The organism is Winogradskyella ouciana (assembly GCF_965284585.1).
Taxonomy (GTDB): domain Bacteria; phylum Bacteroidota; class Bacteroidia; order Flavobacteriales; family Flavobacteriaceae; genus Winogradskyella; species Winogradskyella ouciana.
This window is the reverse complement of record NZ_OZ260095.1, coordinates 2,205,770-2,223,967: the sequence shown is the minus strand read 5'-3', so window position 1 is coordinate 2,223,967 and position 18,198 is coordinate 2,205,770. Positions and strand designations below refer to the sequence as shown.

Genomic DNA, 18,198 nt, shown 5'->3' with positions numbered 1-18,198 from the left:
TTATGATAAACACCCAGATTCCAGAAATAAAGTCGCTATTGAGCACACCAAGGCACATCGTTATTGTGCCACATAAAAATCCAGATGGAGATGCCATGGGCTCTACCCTAGGCTTATACCATTATTTAAAACTATATAATCACACAGCAACGGTGATTGCACCTAATGATTATCCAGAGTTTTTAAAATGGTTGCCAGGAGACGATACTGTTATGATTTTTGAAAACCAAACAGAGGAAAGCCGAACACTAATCGATAATGCCGATCTTATTTTTACACTAGATTTTAATTCTTTGAGTAGAGTTGGCGCCATGTCAGAAGCTTTGGAAAATTCAAGCGCAACAAAAATTATGATAGACCATCATCAGCAACCCGATGATTATGCTGCATACACCTATTCTGATGTGAGCATGTCCTCTACTTGCGAGATGGTTTATAATTTTATTGAAATGCTTGACGATGCAGATAAAATCAATGCCACCATCGCAACCTGTCTATATGTTGGTATTATGACCGATACAGGTTCGTTTCGTTTTCCGTCAACAACGAGCAGAACGCATGAGGTGGTTGGATGCTTGATAGAAAAAGGTGCTAACAATGCCCAGATACATAATAATGTGTTCGACACCAACAGTTACAGTCGCTTACAGTTGTTGGGTAGAGCCATGCAGAATTTAAAGGTGATTCCTGAATTTAACACAGCATACATTACGCTGTCACAAGCTGAATTGGATGAATTCAACTTTAAAAAAGGTGATACTGAAGGTTTTGTTAATTATGGACTTTCTTTAAAAGGCATTGTGTTTGCCGCCATTTTTATAGAAAACCATCAAGACGACATTATTAAAATATCCTTACGCAGTAAAGGATCGTTCTCTGTGAATCAATTTTCCAGAGCCCATTTTAATGGTGGAGGCCACGATAATGCCGCTGGTGGACGTAGCGATTTAAGCCTACAAGAAACAATTGATAAATTTATTAGTATATTACCGCAGTATAAAGATGAATTGTCCCAAGCGCTCAAGGCGCATTAAACTTTTCAGTATGAAAAACCTACATATCATAATCATAGTAATGTTACTGTGTTTCGGTTGTAAATCTCCCGAAGCCAGAATGCCAGAATCGGTACAGTCTGGTTCTTTTCTTAAAGAATCCGCTGAACGCAACAAAAAACTGAACGAGAAGGAGAAAAACCTTATTCAGTCCATTATAAAAAACAATCCAGATAAAAATTATATCGCTTCCGAAAGTGGATTTTGGTATTACTACAATACCAAAGTAGAAGGTGATACTATTCAACCTGAGTTTGGTGACATTGTAGATTTCGACTATAATATTTCAGACATCAACGGTAATGAAATCTACGATGTAGAAAACAGAACCTATGTGATGGACAAGCAAGAATTGTTTACTGGTCTGCGCGAAGGTTTAAAACTTATGAAACCAGAAGAAAGCGTAACCTTTATTTTTCCATCTCAAAAAGCCTATGGTTACTATGGAGATGATAAAAAAATAGGAACCAATATTCCTTTAATTTGTGAAGTAACTTTAAATACAATAACCCAAGAAAATGATTAAAAAAGCACTTACAGCACTAGTTGTATTAGTGGTATTGGCAAATATCTCTTGCCAAGAAAAATACCCAGATTTAGAAGACGGACTTTATGCCGAAATTATAACCTCAAAAGGGACTATGGTGGCAAAATTACACTATGACAAGGTACCTGTTACTGTTGCTAATTTTGTAGCACTTGCTGAGGGCAACCATCCTATGGCAGAGGAAAAGTACAAAGGGAAACCCTTTTATGACAGCCTTACGTTTCATAGGGTTATGGATAAATTTATGATTCAAGGTGGTGATCCAACAGCTACTGGTAGTGGAACACCTGGATATCGATTTGCTGCTGATTTTCATAAAGACCTTAAACATGATAAGCCAGGTATTTTATCAATGGCTAATGCTGGTGGTATTAACACTAACGGAAGTCAATTTTTTATTACTGAAGCACCATATCCAAGAGGAAATTTCTATGATGACAATGGGAACCTTAAGCCTTGTGACCAAAGAGGTGTAAGCTGTCATTCGGTTTTTGGCGAATTGGTTAAAGGCCTAGAAGTACAAGACTCCATTTCTAATGTAGAAGTTGTAAATCCTAGAGCACGTAATCACAAACCTGTTGAGGATGTGATAATTGAAGAGGTAAATATTATAAGAAAAGGTAAAGATGCAAAGTTCTTTGATGCTCCAAAGGTATTTGAGGAAAAAATGCCAAAAGTTGAAGAAGAGTTCGCTACAATTAGAAATGAAGCAGAAAAGAAAGCTGAAGAACTAGCAAAACAAGCCAAAGCTGATTGGCTAAAGAAAAATGAAGCCTTAGATGGTCGTCGTATAGATTCTCCAACAGGAATGGCCATGATTTTCACACATGAAGGTGATGGCGTTAAACCAAATCCATCTCAACAGGTAAAAATAAATTGCGCTGGTTATTTTGAAGATGGCACTTTATTCTGGACCACGTGGAAAGCCGTTGCAGAGAAAAACGGAAAGTACGATGAACGACAAGAAAAACAAGGTGGTTATGCTCCGTTTACGATGCCTTATAACGAAACAGCAAGTTTAGTAGCTGGTTTTAGAGAAGCTATGTTAAATATGAAGATTGGTGATAGAGCCAGAGTTTTCATTCCTTATTATTTAGGTTATGGAGAAGCTGGAAGAGCACCAGTTATTCCACCAAAAACCAATTTAGTTTTTGATATTGAATTAGTCAGTATAGCTGAGTAAAAATTCTATAAATGAATAAACAAAAAAGGCAGCTGAATCAGCTGCCTTTTTTGTTTGTTCTCTACTGTCATGCTAAATTTGTTTCAGCATCTAAAGTATTAATATGCTTTCACAAATAAATTCAGAATGACAAAATGATCACACTTTAGTCCTTCTGCGGAATATTCTTCAGAATCTCCAACACAAATTCCCAATACTTCTGAGCCGATGATATCTGTGCACGTTCATCTGGTGAGTGCGCACCTTTAATATTCGGACCAAAACTAATCATATCCATATCAGGATAATTCTGACCAAGAATACCGCATTCCAATCCTGCGTGGCAAGCGGCTACATGAGGTTTTTCACCATTGTTTAGTCGTTCGTAGATTGGTACCATTACTTTTAGGATATCTGAATCCATATTAGGTTGCCAACCAGGATACTCACCTGAGAATTCAACATCGCAACCAGCTAATTCAAACGTAGCACGTAGCGTATTTGCTAAATCCATTTTTGAGGATTCCACAGAACTACGGGTTAAGCAGCCTACTTTAATTTCGCCATCCTTTACAATCACTTTTGCTATATTATTAGAGGTTTCTACCAAATCTGTAATATCAGCACTCATACGATACACACCATTGTGCGCAGCATATATAGCGTAGACAATTTGCGCTTGCGCTTCAAATGGCATTGTTTTTTCTGGTAGCTCTGTTTTAGAAAGGACAACTTCTAAGTCTGGCTCCATAGTTTTAAGCTCTTTTTTAATGGTTTCAGCTAACGCTGTTAGCAAACTTGTGAGTATAGCTTCCTTATCTGCTTCAAAAACTACAGTTACCACACTTTCTCTGGGTATGGCATTGCGCAAACTTCCGCCATCTATTTCAGATATTTTCACGTCTTCGATAACAGCATATAACAAACGGTTCATAATTTTGTTGGCATTACCCAAACCTTCATGGATTTGCATACCTGAGTGACCACCTTGGAGACCTTTTACCTCAATCTTGTAGGCCATCATGCCTTCTTTAGTAACAGGCTCTTCATTATATGTACCTGTTGCCGTGATATCTATTCCACCAGCACAACCTACTCCAATCTCATCATCTTCTTCGGTATCTAAATTTAAAAGAATATCTCCTTTCAATATGCCACCTTTTAATCCCATTGCACCTGTCATACCTGTTTCTTCATCAATGGTAAATAAAGCTTCTAAGTCCGGATGTTCAATGTCATCACTCTCCAAAATCGCCATAATCGTTGCCACTCCAAGACCGTTGTCCGCACCCAGCGTCGTACCTTTTGCTTTTACCCAATCTCCTTCCACAAACATCTCAATGCCTTGGCTATCAAAATCGAACTCAGTATCGTTGTTTTTTTGATGCACCATGTCTAAATGCGATTGCATAACAATAGGCTTTCTATCTTCCATGCCTTTGGTTGCCGGTTTTCTGATGATGACGTTACCCACTTCATCTTCTATAGTTTCTAAACCTAAGTTTTCACCAAAGTCTTTCATAAATTTAATCACACGCTCCTCTTTTTTTGATGGTCGTGGAACAGCGTTTAAATCTGCGAATTTATTCCAAAGTTGTTTTGGCTCTATGTTTCTTATTTCGTTATTCATATTTATTTTTTATGCATGCAAAATTACAAAATACAGACCATTCTCACTTGTCATTCTTCTTTGAAATTTCGGAGGTTCCAAATCCTAAAATTTAAATTTTTAAGGATTGATTATTTCAAATGTTCATTTTGTCTTGACACACTACTGAGTTTAAAACACTGTTTTAAATGAAAGTATATTGCGTAGCAAAACCAAAAAGTCAAAACGATTTATTAGGAAATTGCAAAGCACCATTCGCTAATACATCCAAAATCTTATAATCAATTAACTTTAAATTTTCAATCCTAGATTTAGTTTTACAACATTAGGCTTGCTCATTATTTCTGAAAATCGTTGCTTCCGACCTTGTCGGAATCTCAAGTTAGATTAAAATATAGATATATTCTAATGTTATAACGAGGCATTCATTATTTTGTTTAAAATTACTTAGCGCCTTAGCGTCTTTGCGAGAACAGTTCAATCCAAACTTTTCCCTATTTTTGATTCATGCTGAAAAACAAAAAACTAGGACTCGTTATTTTTCTTGGAATTCAAATTATATTGATTTCAATCTTAAAAAACTATCCAGAGTTTGTAGAGCGGTTTTATAGCAACGGACTTTACGTATATATCGCCAAGTTGATGCGTTATGTCTTTGGCTGGATTCCGTTTTCGGTAGGTGATATTTTCTATACTTTGGCAGTCATCTATGCCATTAGATGGTTGGTGTTAAACAGAAAGCGAGTAGTGAAAGACACCAAAAACTGGTTGTTGGATATTGGTGCCGTTTTATCAATTGCATATTTTGCTTTTCATATACTTTGGGCTTTCAACTATTACAGGCAGCCTCTATATAAATTCTTAAATCTTGAAGCAGACTATACCACCGAGCAGTTAGTCTCCTTTACCAAACGTCTTATTGACAAATCGAATACAATCCATAGTCAATTAGCCATAAACGATTCCACAAAAGTAGAAATGCCTTTTTCTAAACGTGAAGCTTTCGATAAAGTTCTGAATGGTTATGAAAAACTTTCAGAAGAATATCCTCATTTATATTATGAACCTAAAAGCATTAAAAAATCCATTTACAGTACCGCGTTAACGTACATGGGTTTTTCGGGTTATCTCAACCCATTCACCAATGAGGCACAAGTCAATGGCTTAGTGCCAACTTACAAATTCCCAACAACCTCTTGTCATGAAGCAGCGCATCAGTTGGGTTTTGCTGCAGAAAATGAAGCCAATTTTATTGGAAGTTTGGCAGCCATACACAATGATGATATTCATTTTAAATATTCAGGATATACTTTTGCTTTACGCTATTGTCTTGTGGAAATTTTTAGAAGAGACAAAGACCTATATTATGAAATTTTATCTACTGTAAATAAGGGTATTTTAAAAAACTATCAAGAGGTTGAAAGCTTCTGGAAGTCTTACGAAAACCCTCTTGAGCCTTTATTTGCAGATACCTACGATAGTTTTCTCAAAGCTAACAATCAATCTGCTGGCATGAGAAGTTATAGTTATGTTGTTGCCTTGCTGGTTAATTATTATGGTGATAAAGCCTTGTAAACGTTAAAATATTCTATTTCAGCCCTAGTTTTTGTGAATATTCCTATATTTAGTCCTCTAATTTAACTCATCAACTTTATGATAAAAGTACACTTACGGCTGCTCATTTTTATGTGCAGTTTTTCATTATTTGCACAAGACTACTTCCCTACCAACAGTGGAGTAAAAGCAACTAATTCTAACTACACTGCATTAACCAATGCAACCATTCATGTTTCACCAACAGAAGTCATTGAAAATGGCACGCTATTAATAAAAGATGGCAAGGTGGTTAGTGTTGGTAAATCGGTTAACCTTCCTAAGAATACAACTAAAATAGACCTCACAGGAAAAACCATTTACCCTTCGTTTATTGATATTTACACCTCCTTTGGCGCTAAAAAACCAGAACGTGGTGGTAATGGCCCAAGATATGCCGCAAGTCGAAGCGGTTTTTACTGGAACGACCACGTGATGCCAGAGCAAGATGTGATGGCTAGTTTCAAGTATGATTCAAAAAAAGCATCAGAACTTCACAAACTTGGCTTTGGTGTTGTAAATACACACATGCCAGATGGTATTGTTAGAGGTACAGGTGCTCTGATTGCACTGAACAATGATGCCGACAACTCTGTACGTGTCGTTGATGGCGAAACCTCGCAACATTTTTCATTTAGTAAAAGTGTAACATCGCGTCAGGCTTATCCTTCTTCTATAATGGGAAGTATGGCATTATTACGTCAAATGTACAATGATGCTAAATGGTATGCCGATGGAAATATTGACACTAAAGATTTATCTTTAGAAGCACTTAACGGCAACAAAAACTTATTGCAAATTTTTGAAGCTGGCAGTAGAGCTAATGTCTTGCGTGCTGATAAAGTTGGAGATGCCTTCAACATTCAATACACCATTCTTGGAGGTGGTGATGAGTATGAACGTCTAGATGAGGTAAAAGGTACCAATGCCACATTAATCCTGCCAATTGATTTTAGAGCAGCGTACGATGTGGAGAATGCTTTTTTAGCATCCACATTATCATTGAGCGATATGCGCGCTTGGAACCAAGAACCTCACAATCCGAGATTATTAGCGGAAAATGGAATTCCGTTCGCCTTAACAACACACGGTCTTAAAAAGAAAAATGCATTTAAGGCTAATCTTATGAAAGCCATTGAAAGTGGACTTTCAAAGCAAAAAGCATTAGAAGCCCTAACAACAGTCCCTGCTAATTTATTAGGAAAATCTGATGTACTCGGAACATTAAAAGAAGGAAGCTATGCCAACTTCTTAATCACGTCTGGTGATATTTTTGATAAAAAGACTAAACTTTTTGAAAACTGGGTTCAAGGTAATGCACACGTTATTGAAAACATGAATGTAAAGGATATCGATGGTGATTATAATTTTAAATTGGCTGGAGATGATTATAAGCTATCCATTTCAGGAAGCACAAGTAAACCGAAAGCCAAATTAGAAAGCGGAGATAAAAGCCTTGGAACTAAAATGAGCTATACTGATGAATGGGTTAACTTAACCTTTAAAACCGCAGATAGCACAAAAAAGGAATTTGTCAGAGTTGTGGCAAATGCTTCAAACGGAAATAGTTTAAACGGTAAAGCTATAATGCCTAATGGCAATGAGTTATCGTTTTACGCCAATAGAGCGGATAAAGAAGCTGAAGAAAAAAGCAAGGATAACAAAGAAATGGACTCTAAGTCTGAAGATGCTTTTATGAGTCCAATCACATATCCTAACCTTGCTTTCGGATTTACCGAAAAACCTAAATCAGAAACCTTACTCTTTAAAAATGCAACGGTTTGGACCAATGAAGAAGATGGTATCTTAGAGAATACTGACATCTTAATTAAGAATGGTAAAATTTCAAAAATTGGAAAAAATCTTTCAGACAGTGGTGCCACAGTTATAGACGCAACCGGTAAGCATATCACTGCTGGTATTATAGACGAGCATTCACACATCGCTGCGGCTTCGATCAACGAAGGTGGACAGAACTCATCTGCCGAAGTGACTATAGAGGATGTTTTAGACGATGAAGACATTGACATTTACAGAAATCTTGCTGGTGGAGTTACCTCTATCCAGATTTTACATGGTTCAGCAAACCCTATCGGAGGACGTTCTGCCATCATTAAACTGAAATGGGGAGAAGCTGCTGACGATTTAGTATATGACAACTCACCTAAGTTTATCAAATTTGCTTTAGGCGAAAATGTAAAGCAGTCGCGTTCTAGTAGAAATGAGCGTTTTCCTCAATCTCGAATGGGAGTTGAGCAAGTGTTTATGGATTATTTCTCTAGAGCAAAAGCTTATGATGAGGCAAAGAAAAGCGGAAAACCATATCGCAAGGATGCCGAAATGGAAGTTTTGGCAGAAATCTTAAACAAAGAGCGATTCATTTCTTGTCATTCTTATGTACAGAGCGAAATCAATATGTTGATGAAAGTTGCTGAAAAGTTCGACTTTAATATCAATACCTTCACACATATTCTTGAAGGCTATAAAGTTGCCGACAAAATGAAGGATCACGGAGTTGGTGGTTCTACCTTTAGTGATTGGTGGGCTTATAAATACGAAGTTAATGATGCCATTCCTTATAATGCTGCCATAATGCACAATGCAGGAGTTACGGTGGCTATTAATAGTGATGATGCTGAAATGTCTAGACGACTAAACCAAGAAGCAGCTAAGTCAGTTAAATATGGTGATATTAGTGAAGAGGAAGCGTTAAAGTTTGTAACGATAAATCCTGCTAAACTTTTACATTTAGATGATCGCGTAGGAAGCTTAAAAGTTGGAAAAGATGCAGATGTCGTTCTGTGGTCTGACCACCCTTTATCAGTTTACGCTAAAGCTGAGAAAACCATTATTGAAGGTGTGACTTATTTTGATATAGAAAAAGATAAGCAAATGCGTGAAGCAGTTAAGAAAGAAAAAAATGAACTGATCAATCTTATGCTTCAAGATAAAAATAAAGGCTTAAAAACTCAGCCTGTAAAGAAGAAAGAAAAGGAATTGTTGCATTGCGACTCCATGGATAACGAACACATAGCACATAATCACAACTAAAAATAATAAACATGAAAAGATTAAATAAAATAAACGTCATATTGTTTTTGTTGTGCATTACATTAGGTTTTTCACAACAGACACCAGCACCAAAGCAATCAAACACAATCGCTATTGTTGGTGCAACTGCACATATAGGTAATGGTGAGGTCATTGATAATAGCATCATTATCATGGAAGAAGGAAAACTAAAGACCGTTGCAGATGCAACTACTTCTAAAATTGATATGACTGCAATGGAAGTCATTGATGCCAAAGGCAAACATGTATATCCAGGTTTTATAGTTTCTAACGGAACTTTAGGGTTGGTAGAAGTTGATGCTGTAAAAGCTTCTAACGACCTTTCTGAAATGGGAACTTACAATCCACATGTAAGAAGTATTATAGCTTACAATGCCGAATCTAAAGTTGTGGAATCCATGCGACCAAATGGTGTGCTCTTGGGACAGGTGGTGCCAAGAGGAGGTAGAATTGCAGGTACGTCGTCAATAGTACAATATGATGCCTGGAATTGGGAAGATGCTGCTATAAAAATGGATGATGGAATTCACATCAACTGGCCAAGTAGTTTTAGTCGTGGCCGTTGGTGGCTTGGTGAAGATCCAGGTTTAAAACCAAACAAAGATTATGCAAAACAAGTGAAGGAGCTTAACGATTACTTTAACGAGTCTAAAAGTTATGACAAGGGTTCTAAAAACGAACGCCATTTACCTTACGAAGCAATGGCTGGTCTATTTGATGGCTCAAAGCACTTGTACATAAATGCTGATGATGAAAAAGGTATTACAGACGCTGTAAATTTTGCAAAATCACAAGGTGTTTCCAATATCACAATTATTGGTGGTTATCAAGCTGCGAATATAGCAGACTTCTTAAAGCAAAATAATGTTTCAGTAATGTTACAACGTGTACATACAAGACCACAGCTTGAAGATGATGATTATGATTACACCTTTAAACAAGCAAAGGAATTAGTTGATGCTGGTGTTTTAGTGGCTTTGGAAACCAGCGGACAAATGGAACGCATGAATTCAAGAAACCTACCTTTTTATGCTGGCACCACTGTCGCTTATGGATTAACAAAAGAACAGGCTTTACAGTTAATCACCCAAAATGCTGCAAAGATTATGGGTATCGATGATATGTATGGCACCTTAGAAGTTAATAAAAGTGCGACATTATTTATCAGTGAAGGTGACGCCTTGGATATGCGAACAAACAAACTGACACATGCTTTTATTGATGGCAGAAATGTTAGTTTAGAAACACATCAAACCGAACTTTATAAACGGTATTCCGAAAAATATGGTAATTAATTTTAAATTAAAGAAGCGAGCCCTTTGGCTCGCTTTTTATTTCTTGTCATTCTGAACTTGTTTCAGAATCTATAACTAAAATTGAGAATCTGAAACGAGTTCATATTATTCAACAACATTAGCACCTTCAGGCATCATAAACATAGAATCCTCTGGTGTATCTTTAGACAATACCACATCTTTAAATTCAACTGTATTTCGTTTTTCTGTTGGTTGATTGTTTTCGTATTTATACCAATCTATACTTTTAGGTACAAGTAAACCATTTATAGTTTGCCAGTTGTTGTATCGGATAAATTTAAATTCTTTGCTCTTTCCATCCTTACCAAAAGTAACCGTATAGGATAACCATTGCATTTTTCCTGTTTCATCGTCGTAATAGATAATGTATTGGTCATCTGGCGAGACACCAATTCCGGCTTCATAAGAAATTAAAATTCCAGGATAGGTTTTGCCTTCAAATGTTAATGGCTCGGCTTCCTCATAAATGACACCATCATCGCCAACAATAAAAGGCATGGCATAGAAATACATCATTAATCCCTTATAAAATCTTGCGTTACCCTTATACTCATTTTCTTCTTTTTCATTGACCCAAAGATTCTCACCATCGTAACCCATACTATAAGTTGGAGTATCAATCAATTCTGCTCTTGTTTTTAAGTTCGTTGTTGTGACTTCTTTTCCGTTTGGTTTTTCCATAGTAAAGGACAAAGTCTGCATTTTGTTCCATTGGTCAATGCCACCATGCGCTTCAAAAACTTTGGTTATCGCTTCAGGATAGATACTTGTGGTAATGTCTTCTTTAGAAACCTCATCGACAACTGTAGATTCAGGTTTTGTTTCGTTTTTACAAGCTGAAATTAAAATTGCTAAAAGCAATACGAATGATAATTTTTTCATGTTTTGGTTTTTGGTTTTCATGTTTGACGTTACACATCGTGTAAAATTACATTACTTTTGTTTTAATATGATAAAAGCAATAACAAGTCCACAAAATCCATTTATAAAACAGCTTGTACAGCTAAAGGACAAGTCTAGAGAGCGCAAAAAAACCAACCAATTCTTAATAGAAGGAAAACGCGAACTTTCCCTAGCCATTAAAGGTGGCTACAAAATTGAAACCTTATTGTTTTTCCCTGATTTATTTTCTGAAAGCGAAGCAAAATCAATGTCATCTTATGGTATAGAGATTATTGAAATTTCTAAAGAGGTCTTTCAGAAATTAGCCCATCGCGATTCAACTGAAGGCGTTATTGCAGTTGTCAATTCAAAATCACATCAGCTTGAAAATTTAGAGTTTTCATCAAAAAATCCATTAATTCTCGTTGCCGAAGCACCAGAAAAACCAGGCAACGTTGGTGCGCTTTTGAGAACTGCAGATGCAGCCAATGTGGATGCTGTGATTATTGCCAATCCAAAATCCGATTTATATAATCCTAATATCATACGCTCAAGTGTTGGTTGTGTGTTTACCACTGAAATTGCAGTGGCAAGCACAGAAGAGGCAATAGCTTTTTTACAAAAGTATAATTTCAATATTTTCTCCGCCATTTTACAGGAATCCAAACCTTATCACACCCAAGATTACACGTTACCCACCGCTATAGTTGTAGGTACAGAAGCAACGGGACTAACACAAGAATGGCGTGATGCAGCCAAACAGAATATTAGCATACCTATGCAAGGAGTCATAGATTCTATGAATGTATCTGTTGCTGCAGGAATTCTTATTTTTGAGGCTAAAAGACAGCGAAAGTTTCTCTGAAAATTTCGCAAATAACAAAAACTAAAAAGCAAATCCCAATACGAGACGTCACTGCGAGGCACGAAGCAGTCTCATAAAATAATCGAAAAGTAATAAACAGATTACCGCGCTACGGTCGCAATGACAACTAATTAACGATATGACAGCACAAACCCTTTTCTATATCATAATAGCGATTATCATCATCAACTTCATCAAGGACAAAATCCTCGATGCCATAAACGCCAAACATTATAACGACCCAATTCCTGAAGAGTTAAGCGATGTTTACGATGAAGAGGAATACAGAAAATCACAAGCTTACAAAGCCACCAATTACCAATTTGGGATATGGTCTTCCCTATTTTCGTTAATATTAACTTTAGCATTTCTTTTTTTAGATGGTTTTGAATATGTGGATAATATTGCCAGAAGCTACTCTGACAACCCAATTGTAATTGCCTTGATATTCTTTGGAATCATTATGATAGCAAGTGACATCATCACAACACCTTTTGCCTATTACAAAACCTTTGTGATTGAAGAAAAATTTGGATTTAATAAGACCACTAAAAAAACCTTCATCTTAGATAAACTTAAAGGTTTATTGATGATGGTTATTTTAGGCGGAGGTATTATCGCCTTAATCGTTTGGTTTTATCAGGCGACCGGTGATTCATTCTGGTTGTATGCTTGGGGAATTGTAACTGCCTTTACGGTGTTTATGAATATGTTTTATTCGCGATTGATAGTGCCTTTGTTTAATAAACAAACACCATTGGAAGACGGAGATTTACGCAATAAAATTTCTGAGTACGCGAAGTCCGTAGGTTACAATCTCGAAAAAATATTCATCATTGACGGCTCTAAACGTAGCACTAAGGCCAATGCCTATTTTTCTGGTTTTGGAAGTGAAAAACGTATTACGCTATACGACACCTTAGTCAACGATTTAGAGGACGAAGAAATCGTTGCTGTATTGGCGCACGAAGTTGGGCATTATAAACGCAACCATATCATTATTAATTTAATCACCTCAATTCTACTTACAGGATTGACACTCTATATTTTATCGATTTTTATTTCCAATCCGTTATTATCCAATGCCATTGGTGTTGACACTCCGAGCTTTCATGTAGGTTTGATTGCTTTTGGATTGCTCTACTCACCTATTTCAGAAGTTACAGGTTTAATAATGAATTACGTCTCACGTGTGTTTGAATACCAAGCCGATGATTATGCCAAAACCACCTATAAAGCTGAACCATTGATTACGTCTTTAAAAAAATTATCAAAGAATAGTCTTAGTAATTTAACTCCGCATAAAGCTTACGTGTTTATGCACTATTCTCATCCAAAATTATTGGATCGTATTAAAAATCTTAAAAAAGAATAATATGGATACAGACATTTGGTTCTATTTGATAGTAGGCTTGATGGGATTGCTTTTACCTTGGCTAAAAAAAATCGAACAATTTCAGCTAATAAATGTTCCAATTGTAGCCATTCTTGTAGGCGTAACCTGTTATCTACTACCGATAAACCTACCCATACCAAATCCCATAAAATATAATGACGAAATATTAAAACTAACTGAAATTACGGTAATTATCAGTATAATGGGTGCTGGTCTAAAATTGAATCATAAATTTTCACTTAAAAACTACCGAATCCCTTTATTATTAGTATGTATTACGATGATTGGTTGTATTGCTTCAGTTGCACTCCTTGGTTGGTGGATTGGGCTTGTACCTGCTTCTGCATTACTTTTGGCAGCTGTATTTGCACCCACCGACCCGGTTTTAGCTAGTGATATACAAGTTGAAATTGAAGAAACTACAGAAGAAGAACATCCTGTGCAGTATTATCTCACAGTAGAAGCAGGTATTAACGATGGTATGGCCTTTCCGTTTACTTGGCTCGCTATTTTATTGGCACTAAATGGAATGTCCTCTATGGACTGGGTCAGTGATTGGTTTATCGTCGATGTACTATATAGAATCATTGTAGGTATTATTATCGGATATGTTACTGGTCGTGTAATTGCATGGTTGTTCTTTGAATTACCAGACAGAGTAAAAATCGCACCCAAGCGACTTGGATTTTTAGCCGTAGCCATTACGTTTTTTATTTACGGTGTAACTGAAGCCGCACACGCATATGGTTTTATTGCTGTTTTCGTTTCTGCTGTTACTATTAGACAATTTGAAAAACAGCATCAATTCCATAAGGAAATGCATGATGTAGTTGCTCAAGTAGAGTTATTTTTAATAACGATAATTTTAGTTTTTTTAGGTGGTTATATTGCAACCTATTGGTTTAAAGAGCTCACATTACCTTTAATTTTGATTTGCTTAGGTTTCATATTTGTAATCAGGCCCGTTTTTGGAATATTACCCACCTTAAAATCTAAAATGTCTTGGAAAGAGCGTTGGGCTGTGTCGTTTCTAGGAATAAAGGGTATCGGATCTTTTTTCTATCTCGCATTTGCATTGAGTAAAGCTGATTTTTTGCATGAAGAAACTCTTTGGAGTACTATTGCCTTTTTAGTACTTGTATCCATTATAGTACATCGGTTGGTTGGGGTCATAATTAAAAAAAAATTGCTTTAATCTTCTAGATTAATTTGTTCCAATATAAACCAATTAGATTCATTTAGAAGTAACAATAGGTGGCACTAATAAATAGCATTCTAGATGAAGAATATCATTCTCAGACGGATGCCTATAGTTAGTTAAATGGCTTAATCAGGCATCACTTTTAGCACCTTCATTTTATCAGAACTTTCTATAACGATAAATTGCAATTCGTTTTTAGTAAGCTCAATCGGAATAGACTCAGATTCCTGTGAATTATGCTGTTCAGAGTAAGTTTCCCTTCCAAGAATATCATAAACTTTAATAGTCACAATTTCATTCATACCCTTTACATATAATTGGCCATCAAAGTAATTGGCAGCAATAGAAGCAGATCTAACTGTACTATCACCCAAAGTTGCATTACATTCAGGAAAAGAGAGGTAACCATTAAATGTAATATTGTCAGAACCTTCTGTGCCGCTTACAATGCCGCTGCCATAACCTTCATCAGAAGAATAACCAGAACCACTAATATATACACCAACAAAATTAAACGTATCGGTTGATGTTAATCCAATATCTGCCCAATCAAAACTAATCAGGTAAGAAATTTGTGAGTTAGAGTTTAAAGTAGAGTTAATCGCTGTGACAAAGTTTAACCCATTGTCTCCCACAGGACCATTAACTGGTATAGACCATAAACCGGCAAAATCAACATTAACAGCCACAGCATAGGATGCTTCAAAACCTGGTGGAAAAGTAATAACACTTCCAAAGCCCGAAACATTACTGTTCGTTATTGCAGTTCTGTGGGCATCTGCACTGTCATCAACACTTAGGTCAATACTATTACGCCCTGGTGCTCCAGTATCAATATAAAAAACCAAAATATCATTCATTTCATTGCCGGAAGTTGACATATGGAATTCCACAATACTATTTGGGTCACTGGTCAAAAAATGCCCTTCACCAACAGCACCGCCAAACCCATTATTTCCGTTGGCGTAACATGGTGGTGGCGGAACTTGGGAGTCAACCTGTGCATTTTGCGAAAACATACATACTGATGAGAATATCATCAAAGAAGTAATAATTTTTTTCATACTATAGTATTTAAACTAAAGATACATTAATTATAAATTAGATTCAAAATTATACTTTACAAAAACCATTGCTCATTAAAAACCAATTCACTACTTTAGTTCTATGACTGAAGCAGCCATAGAGAAAGAAAATAAAGCCATTGCCAAAGCTTACAAAGAGTTGCTCAAAGTAAGCTACCAGACCTTGACTCCAAAGGACAAAAAAATGATTCGTCATGCCTTTGAGGTGGCTGTTGATGCGCATAAAGATCAGCGACGCAAATCTGGTGAAGCTTATATTTTTCATCCTATAGCTGTAGCCAAAATCGTAGCCCAAGAGATTGGTTTAGATGCCACATCTATTGCTGCGGCTTTGCTTCATGATGTTGTTGAGGACAATCCTGACTATACACTCGCAGATATAGAACAATTGTTTGGCGAAACAGTAGCGAGAATTGTAGATGGTCTTACCAAAATTTCATCGCTCGATACAGAAATGGACGTTTCATTGCAAGCCGAGAACTTCCGTAAAATGCTGCTCACCCTTAATGATGATGTAAGGGTTATTATCATTAAGATCGCTGACCGTTTGCACAATATGCAAACCATGGATTCCATGCGCGCTGATAAGCAAGTAAAGATTGCTTCAGAAACTTTATACATATATGCGCCACTTGCACACAGAATCGGACTATATAACATTAAAACCGAACTCGAAGATCTTGGTCTTAAATACACTGAACCAGAAGTGTACAATGATATTGCTGAAAAAATGCAAGAGAGCAAAGAGGAACAAGATGCTTATATTAAATCATTCTCTGAGGTCATTGAAAAGTCCCTAAATAAAGAAGGACTCAACTACGAAATTAAAGGACGGCCAAAATCCATCTTCAGTATTAGAAGAAAGATGGTAAAACAAGGCGTATCTTTTGATGAAGTCTATGATAAGTTTGCGGTTAGAATCATTTATAAGTCAGATTTAGAAAACGAAAAATTTCTCGCTTGGAAGATATATTCAGTGGTCACAGATCATTTTACACCAAACCCTATTCGACTTCGCGATTGGATTTCATCTCCCAAATCTACAGGTTATGAAGCTTTACACATTACTGTTGTTGGCCCTAAAAGTCGTTGGGTAGAAGTTCAGATTCGTAGTGAAAGAATGAATGAAATTGCTGAAAAAGGCTATGCAGCACATTATAAATACAAAAATAATAATGATAAAGAAGATAATCTAGACTTATGGATTAACAGACTACAAGAAGCCTTAGAGAACAATGAGGCTGACGCTGTAGATTTTGTTGAGCAGTTTAAGCTCAATCTGTACTCTAAAGAGATTTTTGTTTTCTCACCAAAAGGAGATTTAAAATCTCTCCCAAAAGGTGCTACTCCTCTCGACTTTGCTTTTAGCATTCACACTGAAGTTGGCATGAAGACACGTGGAGCAAAAGTCAATGGTAAACTAGTACCACTTAGCCAAGAATTACAAAGTGGTGACCGTGTTGAGATCCTAACGTCCGAAAACGCTAAACCAAATGCCAACTGGTTAGATTATGCCACCACAGCTAGAGCACGAAGCAAAATAAAATCGGCATTAAATGCGCATACCAAAGAGATTGCAGAAGAAGGCAAAGAGATTCTTAGACGTAAGTTGAAACAGCTCAAAATCACCTTGAATGAAAAATCGATAAACGAGCTTGTCAACTATTTTAAATTAAAGACCTCTTTAGATTTATTTTATCGTGTTGGTATCGGCACAATAGATAATACAAAGCTAAAAGCCTTTGCTTCCTCTCGTAGCAATGCTTTTATGAGCTACATTAAAAATAAAATCCGAAAACCAGATGTCCCAAAAGATATTGATAAAGACGAGATTACTTCTAAATACGACATGCTGGTTTTTGGCAAAGAAGAAGAGCGTCTTAATTATACGTTGGCCAACTGTTGCAATCCAATTCCTGGCGATAAAGTATTTGGTTTTGTAACTATAAATGATGGTATAAAAGTACACAAGAAGAACTGCCCAAATGCGGTGAGTTTACAATCTAATTATGCCTATAGAATAATGCCTGCAAAATGGATAGATTCTACACAGCGCACCTATACATCGCACATAAAACTTTCGGGAATAGACAATCTTGGTTTGGTTAACGATATTACGAAGCTAATCTCAGAAAATCTTCATGTGAACATGAAAAGCATCAGTTTCTCTAGTGATGATGGTATTTTTAACGGTGATATAACCGTTGAAGTAAAAAACCAGACCATGTTAAAAAACCTTATTGACAAGCTCAAAAAAATCAACGGGATTGACAAGGTGACTAGAGTTTAAAATCTAGAATCCGAAAAAATTCGTCACTTCGAGTGAAATTAAAAGAAGTGAAATTTTGCACTTCGACAAGCTCAATAGAACTATTGAGAATTTTCTTGAAAACTTGTTCATTTCTTTCGTTTTTAATG

13 protein-coding genes are annotated in these 18,198 nt (G+C 36.3%); 10 read left to right on the top strand and 3 right to left on the bottom strand.

Annotation, left to right across the window (positions count from 1 at the left end):
• Positions 1-2 precede the first annotated feature (2 nt).
• From ACQ65V_RS09765 to ACQ65V_RS09755, 3 genes are read left to right on the top strand one after another with little or no spacing between them, the layout of a single operon-like run.
• Positions 3-1,034: a DHH family phosphoesterase gene (locus ACQ65V_RS09765; RefSeq protein ID WP_430467757.1), complete on the top strand. Its 1,032-nt coding sequence runs from the start codon at positions 3-5 to the stop codon at positions 1,032-1,034.
• A gap of 10 nt (positions 1,035-1,044) precedes the next feature.
• Positions 1,045-1,578, top strand: a complete 534-nt coding sequence (gldI, locus tag ACQ65V_RS09760) for a gliding motility-associated peptidyl-prolyl isomerase GldI (protein WP_430467756.1) — start codon at positions 1,045-1,047, stop codon at positions 1,576-1,578.
• The gene (locus ACQ65V_RS09755; protein ID WP_273290685.1) at positions 1,571-2,782 is read left to right on the top strand and encodes a peptidylprolyl isomerase; all 1,212 of its coding nucleotides are present in this window, start codon (positions 1,571-1,573) and stop codon (positions 2,780-2,782) included. The genes gldI and ACQ65V_RS09755 overlap by 8 nt, the downstream gene beginning before the upstream one ends.
• 145 nt (positions 2,783-2,927) lie before the next feature.
• Here the strand turns inward: ACQ65V_RS09755 and ACQ65V_RS09750 are convergent, their stop codons facing one another.
• Positions 2,928-4,391 carry an aminoacyl-histidine dipeptidase gene (locus ACQ65V_RS09750; RefSeq protein WP_430467755.1) on the bottom strand — a complete coding sequence of 488 codons (1,464 nt, stop codon included), beginning with the start codon at positions 4,389-4,391 and terminating at the stop codon, positions 2,928-2,930.
• 486 nt (positions 4,392-4,877) lie between these two features.
• Here ACQ65V_RS09750 and ACQ65V_RS09745 point away from each other — a divergent pair, with 486 nt between their 5' ends.
• The 3 genes from ACQ65V_RS09745 (at position 4,878) to ACQ65V_RS09735 (ending at position 10,330) form a co-directional block, all read left to right on the top strand.
• On the top strand, positions 4,878-5,945 hold the full coding sequence (locus tag ACQ65V_RS09745) for a DUF3810 domain-containing protein (RefSeq protein ID WP_430467754.1): 1,068 nt from the start codon (positions 4,878-4,880) through the stop codon (positions 5,943-5,945).
• A gap of 78 nt (positions 5,946-6,023) precedes the next feature.
• Positions 6,024-9,014 carry an amidohydrolase family protein gene (locus tag ACQ65V_RS09740; protein ID WP_430467753.1) on the top strand — a complete coding sequence of 997 codons (2,991 nt, stop codon included), beginning with the start codon at positions 6,024-6,026 and terminating at the stop codon, positions 9,012-9,014.
• Positions 9,015-9,025: 11 nt separating this feature from the next.
• On the top strand, positions 9,026-10,330 hold the full coding sequence (locus ACQ65V_RS09735) for an amidohydrolase family protein (protein ID WP_430467752.1): 1,305 nt from the start codon (positions 9,026-9,028) through the stop codon (positions 10,328-10,330).
• Positions 10,331-10,435: 105 nt separating this feature from the next.
• On the opposite strand, the gene ACQ65V_RS09730 is transcribed toward ACQ65V_RS09735, so the two are convergent.
• Positions 10,436-11,233 carry a DUF6503 family protein gene (locus ACQ65V_RS09730; protein ID WP_430467751.1) on the bottom strand — a complete coding sequence of 266 codons (798 nt, stop codon included), beginning with the start codon at positions 11,231-11,233 and terminating at the stop codon, positions 10,436-10,438.
• Between the two features lie 67 nt (positions 11,234-11,300).
• Here ACQ65V_RS09730 and ACQ65V_RS09725 point away from each other — a divergent pair, with 67 nt between their 5' ends.
• From ACQ65V_RS09725 to ACQ65V_RS09715, 3 genes are all read left to right on the top strand, one after another.
• Positions 11,301-12,098, top strand: coding sequence for a TrmH family RNA methyltransferase (locus ACQ65V_RS09725; protein WP_430467750.1), 798 nt, complete (start codon positions 11,301-11,303; stop codon positions 12,096-12,098).
• Positions 12,099-12,237: 139 nt separating this feature from the next.
• Positions 12,238-13,473, top strand: a complete 1,236-nt coding sequence (locus ACQ65V_RS09720) for a M48 family metallopeptidase (RefSeq protein WP_430467749.1) — start codon at positions 12,238-12,240, stop codon at positions 13,471-13,473.
• 1 nt (position 13,474) lies between these two features.
• Positions 13,475-14,689 (top strand): cation:proton antiporter, encoded by a 1,215-nt coding sequence (locus ACQ65V_RS09715; protein ID WP_430467748.1) that lies wholly within the window; start codon positions 13,475-13,477, stop codon positions 14,687-14,689.
• A 131-nt stretch (positions 14,690-14,820) separates the two neighbouring features.
• Here the strand turns inward: ACQ65V_RS09715 and ACQ65V_RS09710 are convergent, their stop codons facing one another.
• Entirely contained in the window at positions 14,821-15,759 is a 939-nt protein-coding gene (locus ACQ65V_RS09710; RefSeq protein WP_430467747.1) for a hypothetical protein, read from the bottom strand.
• A 103-nt stretch (positions 15,760-15,862) separates the two neighbouring features.
• Between ACQ65V_RS09710 and ACQ65V_RS09705 the strand changes: the two genes are divergently transcribed.
• Complete coding sequence (locus tag ACQ65V_RS09705; protein WP_412561320.1) at positions 15,863-18,070, top strand: RelA/SpoT family protein; 2,208 nt, start codon at positions 15,863-15,865, stop codon at positions 18,068-18,070.
• Positions 18,071-18,198 lie beyond the last annotated feature (128 nt).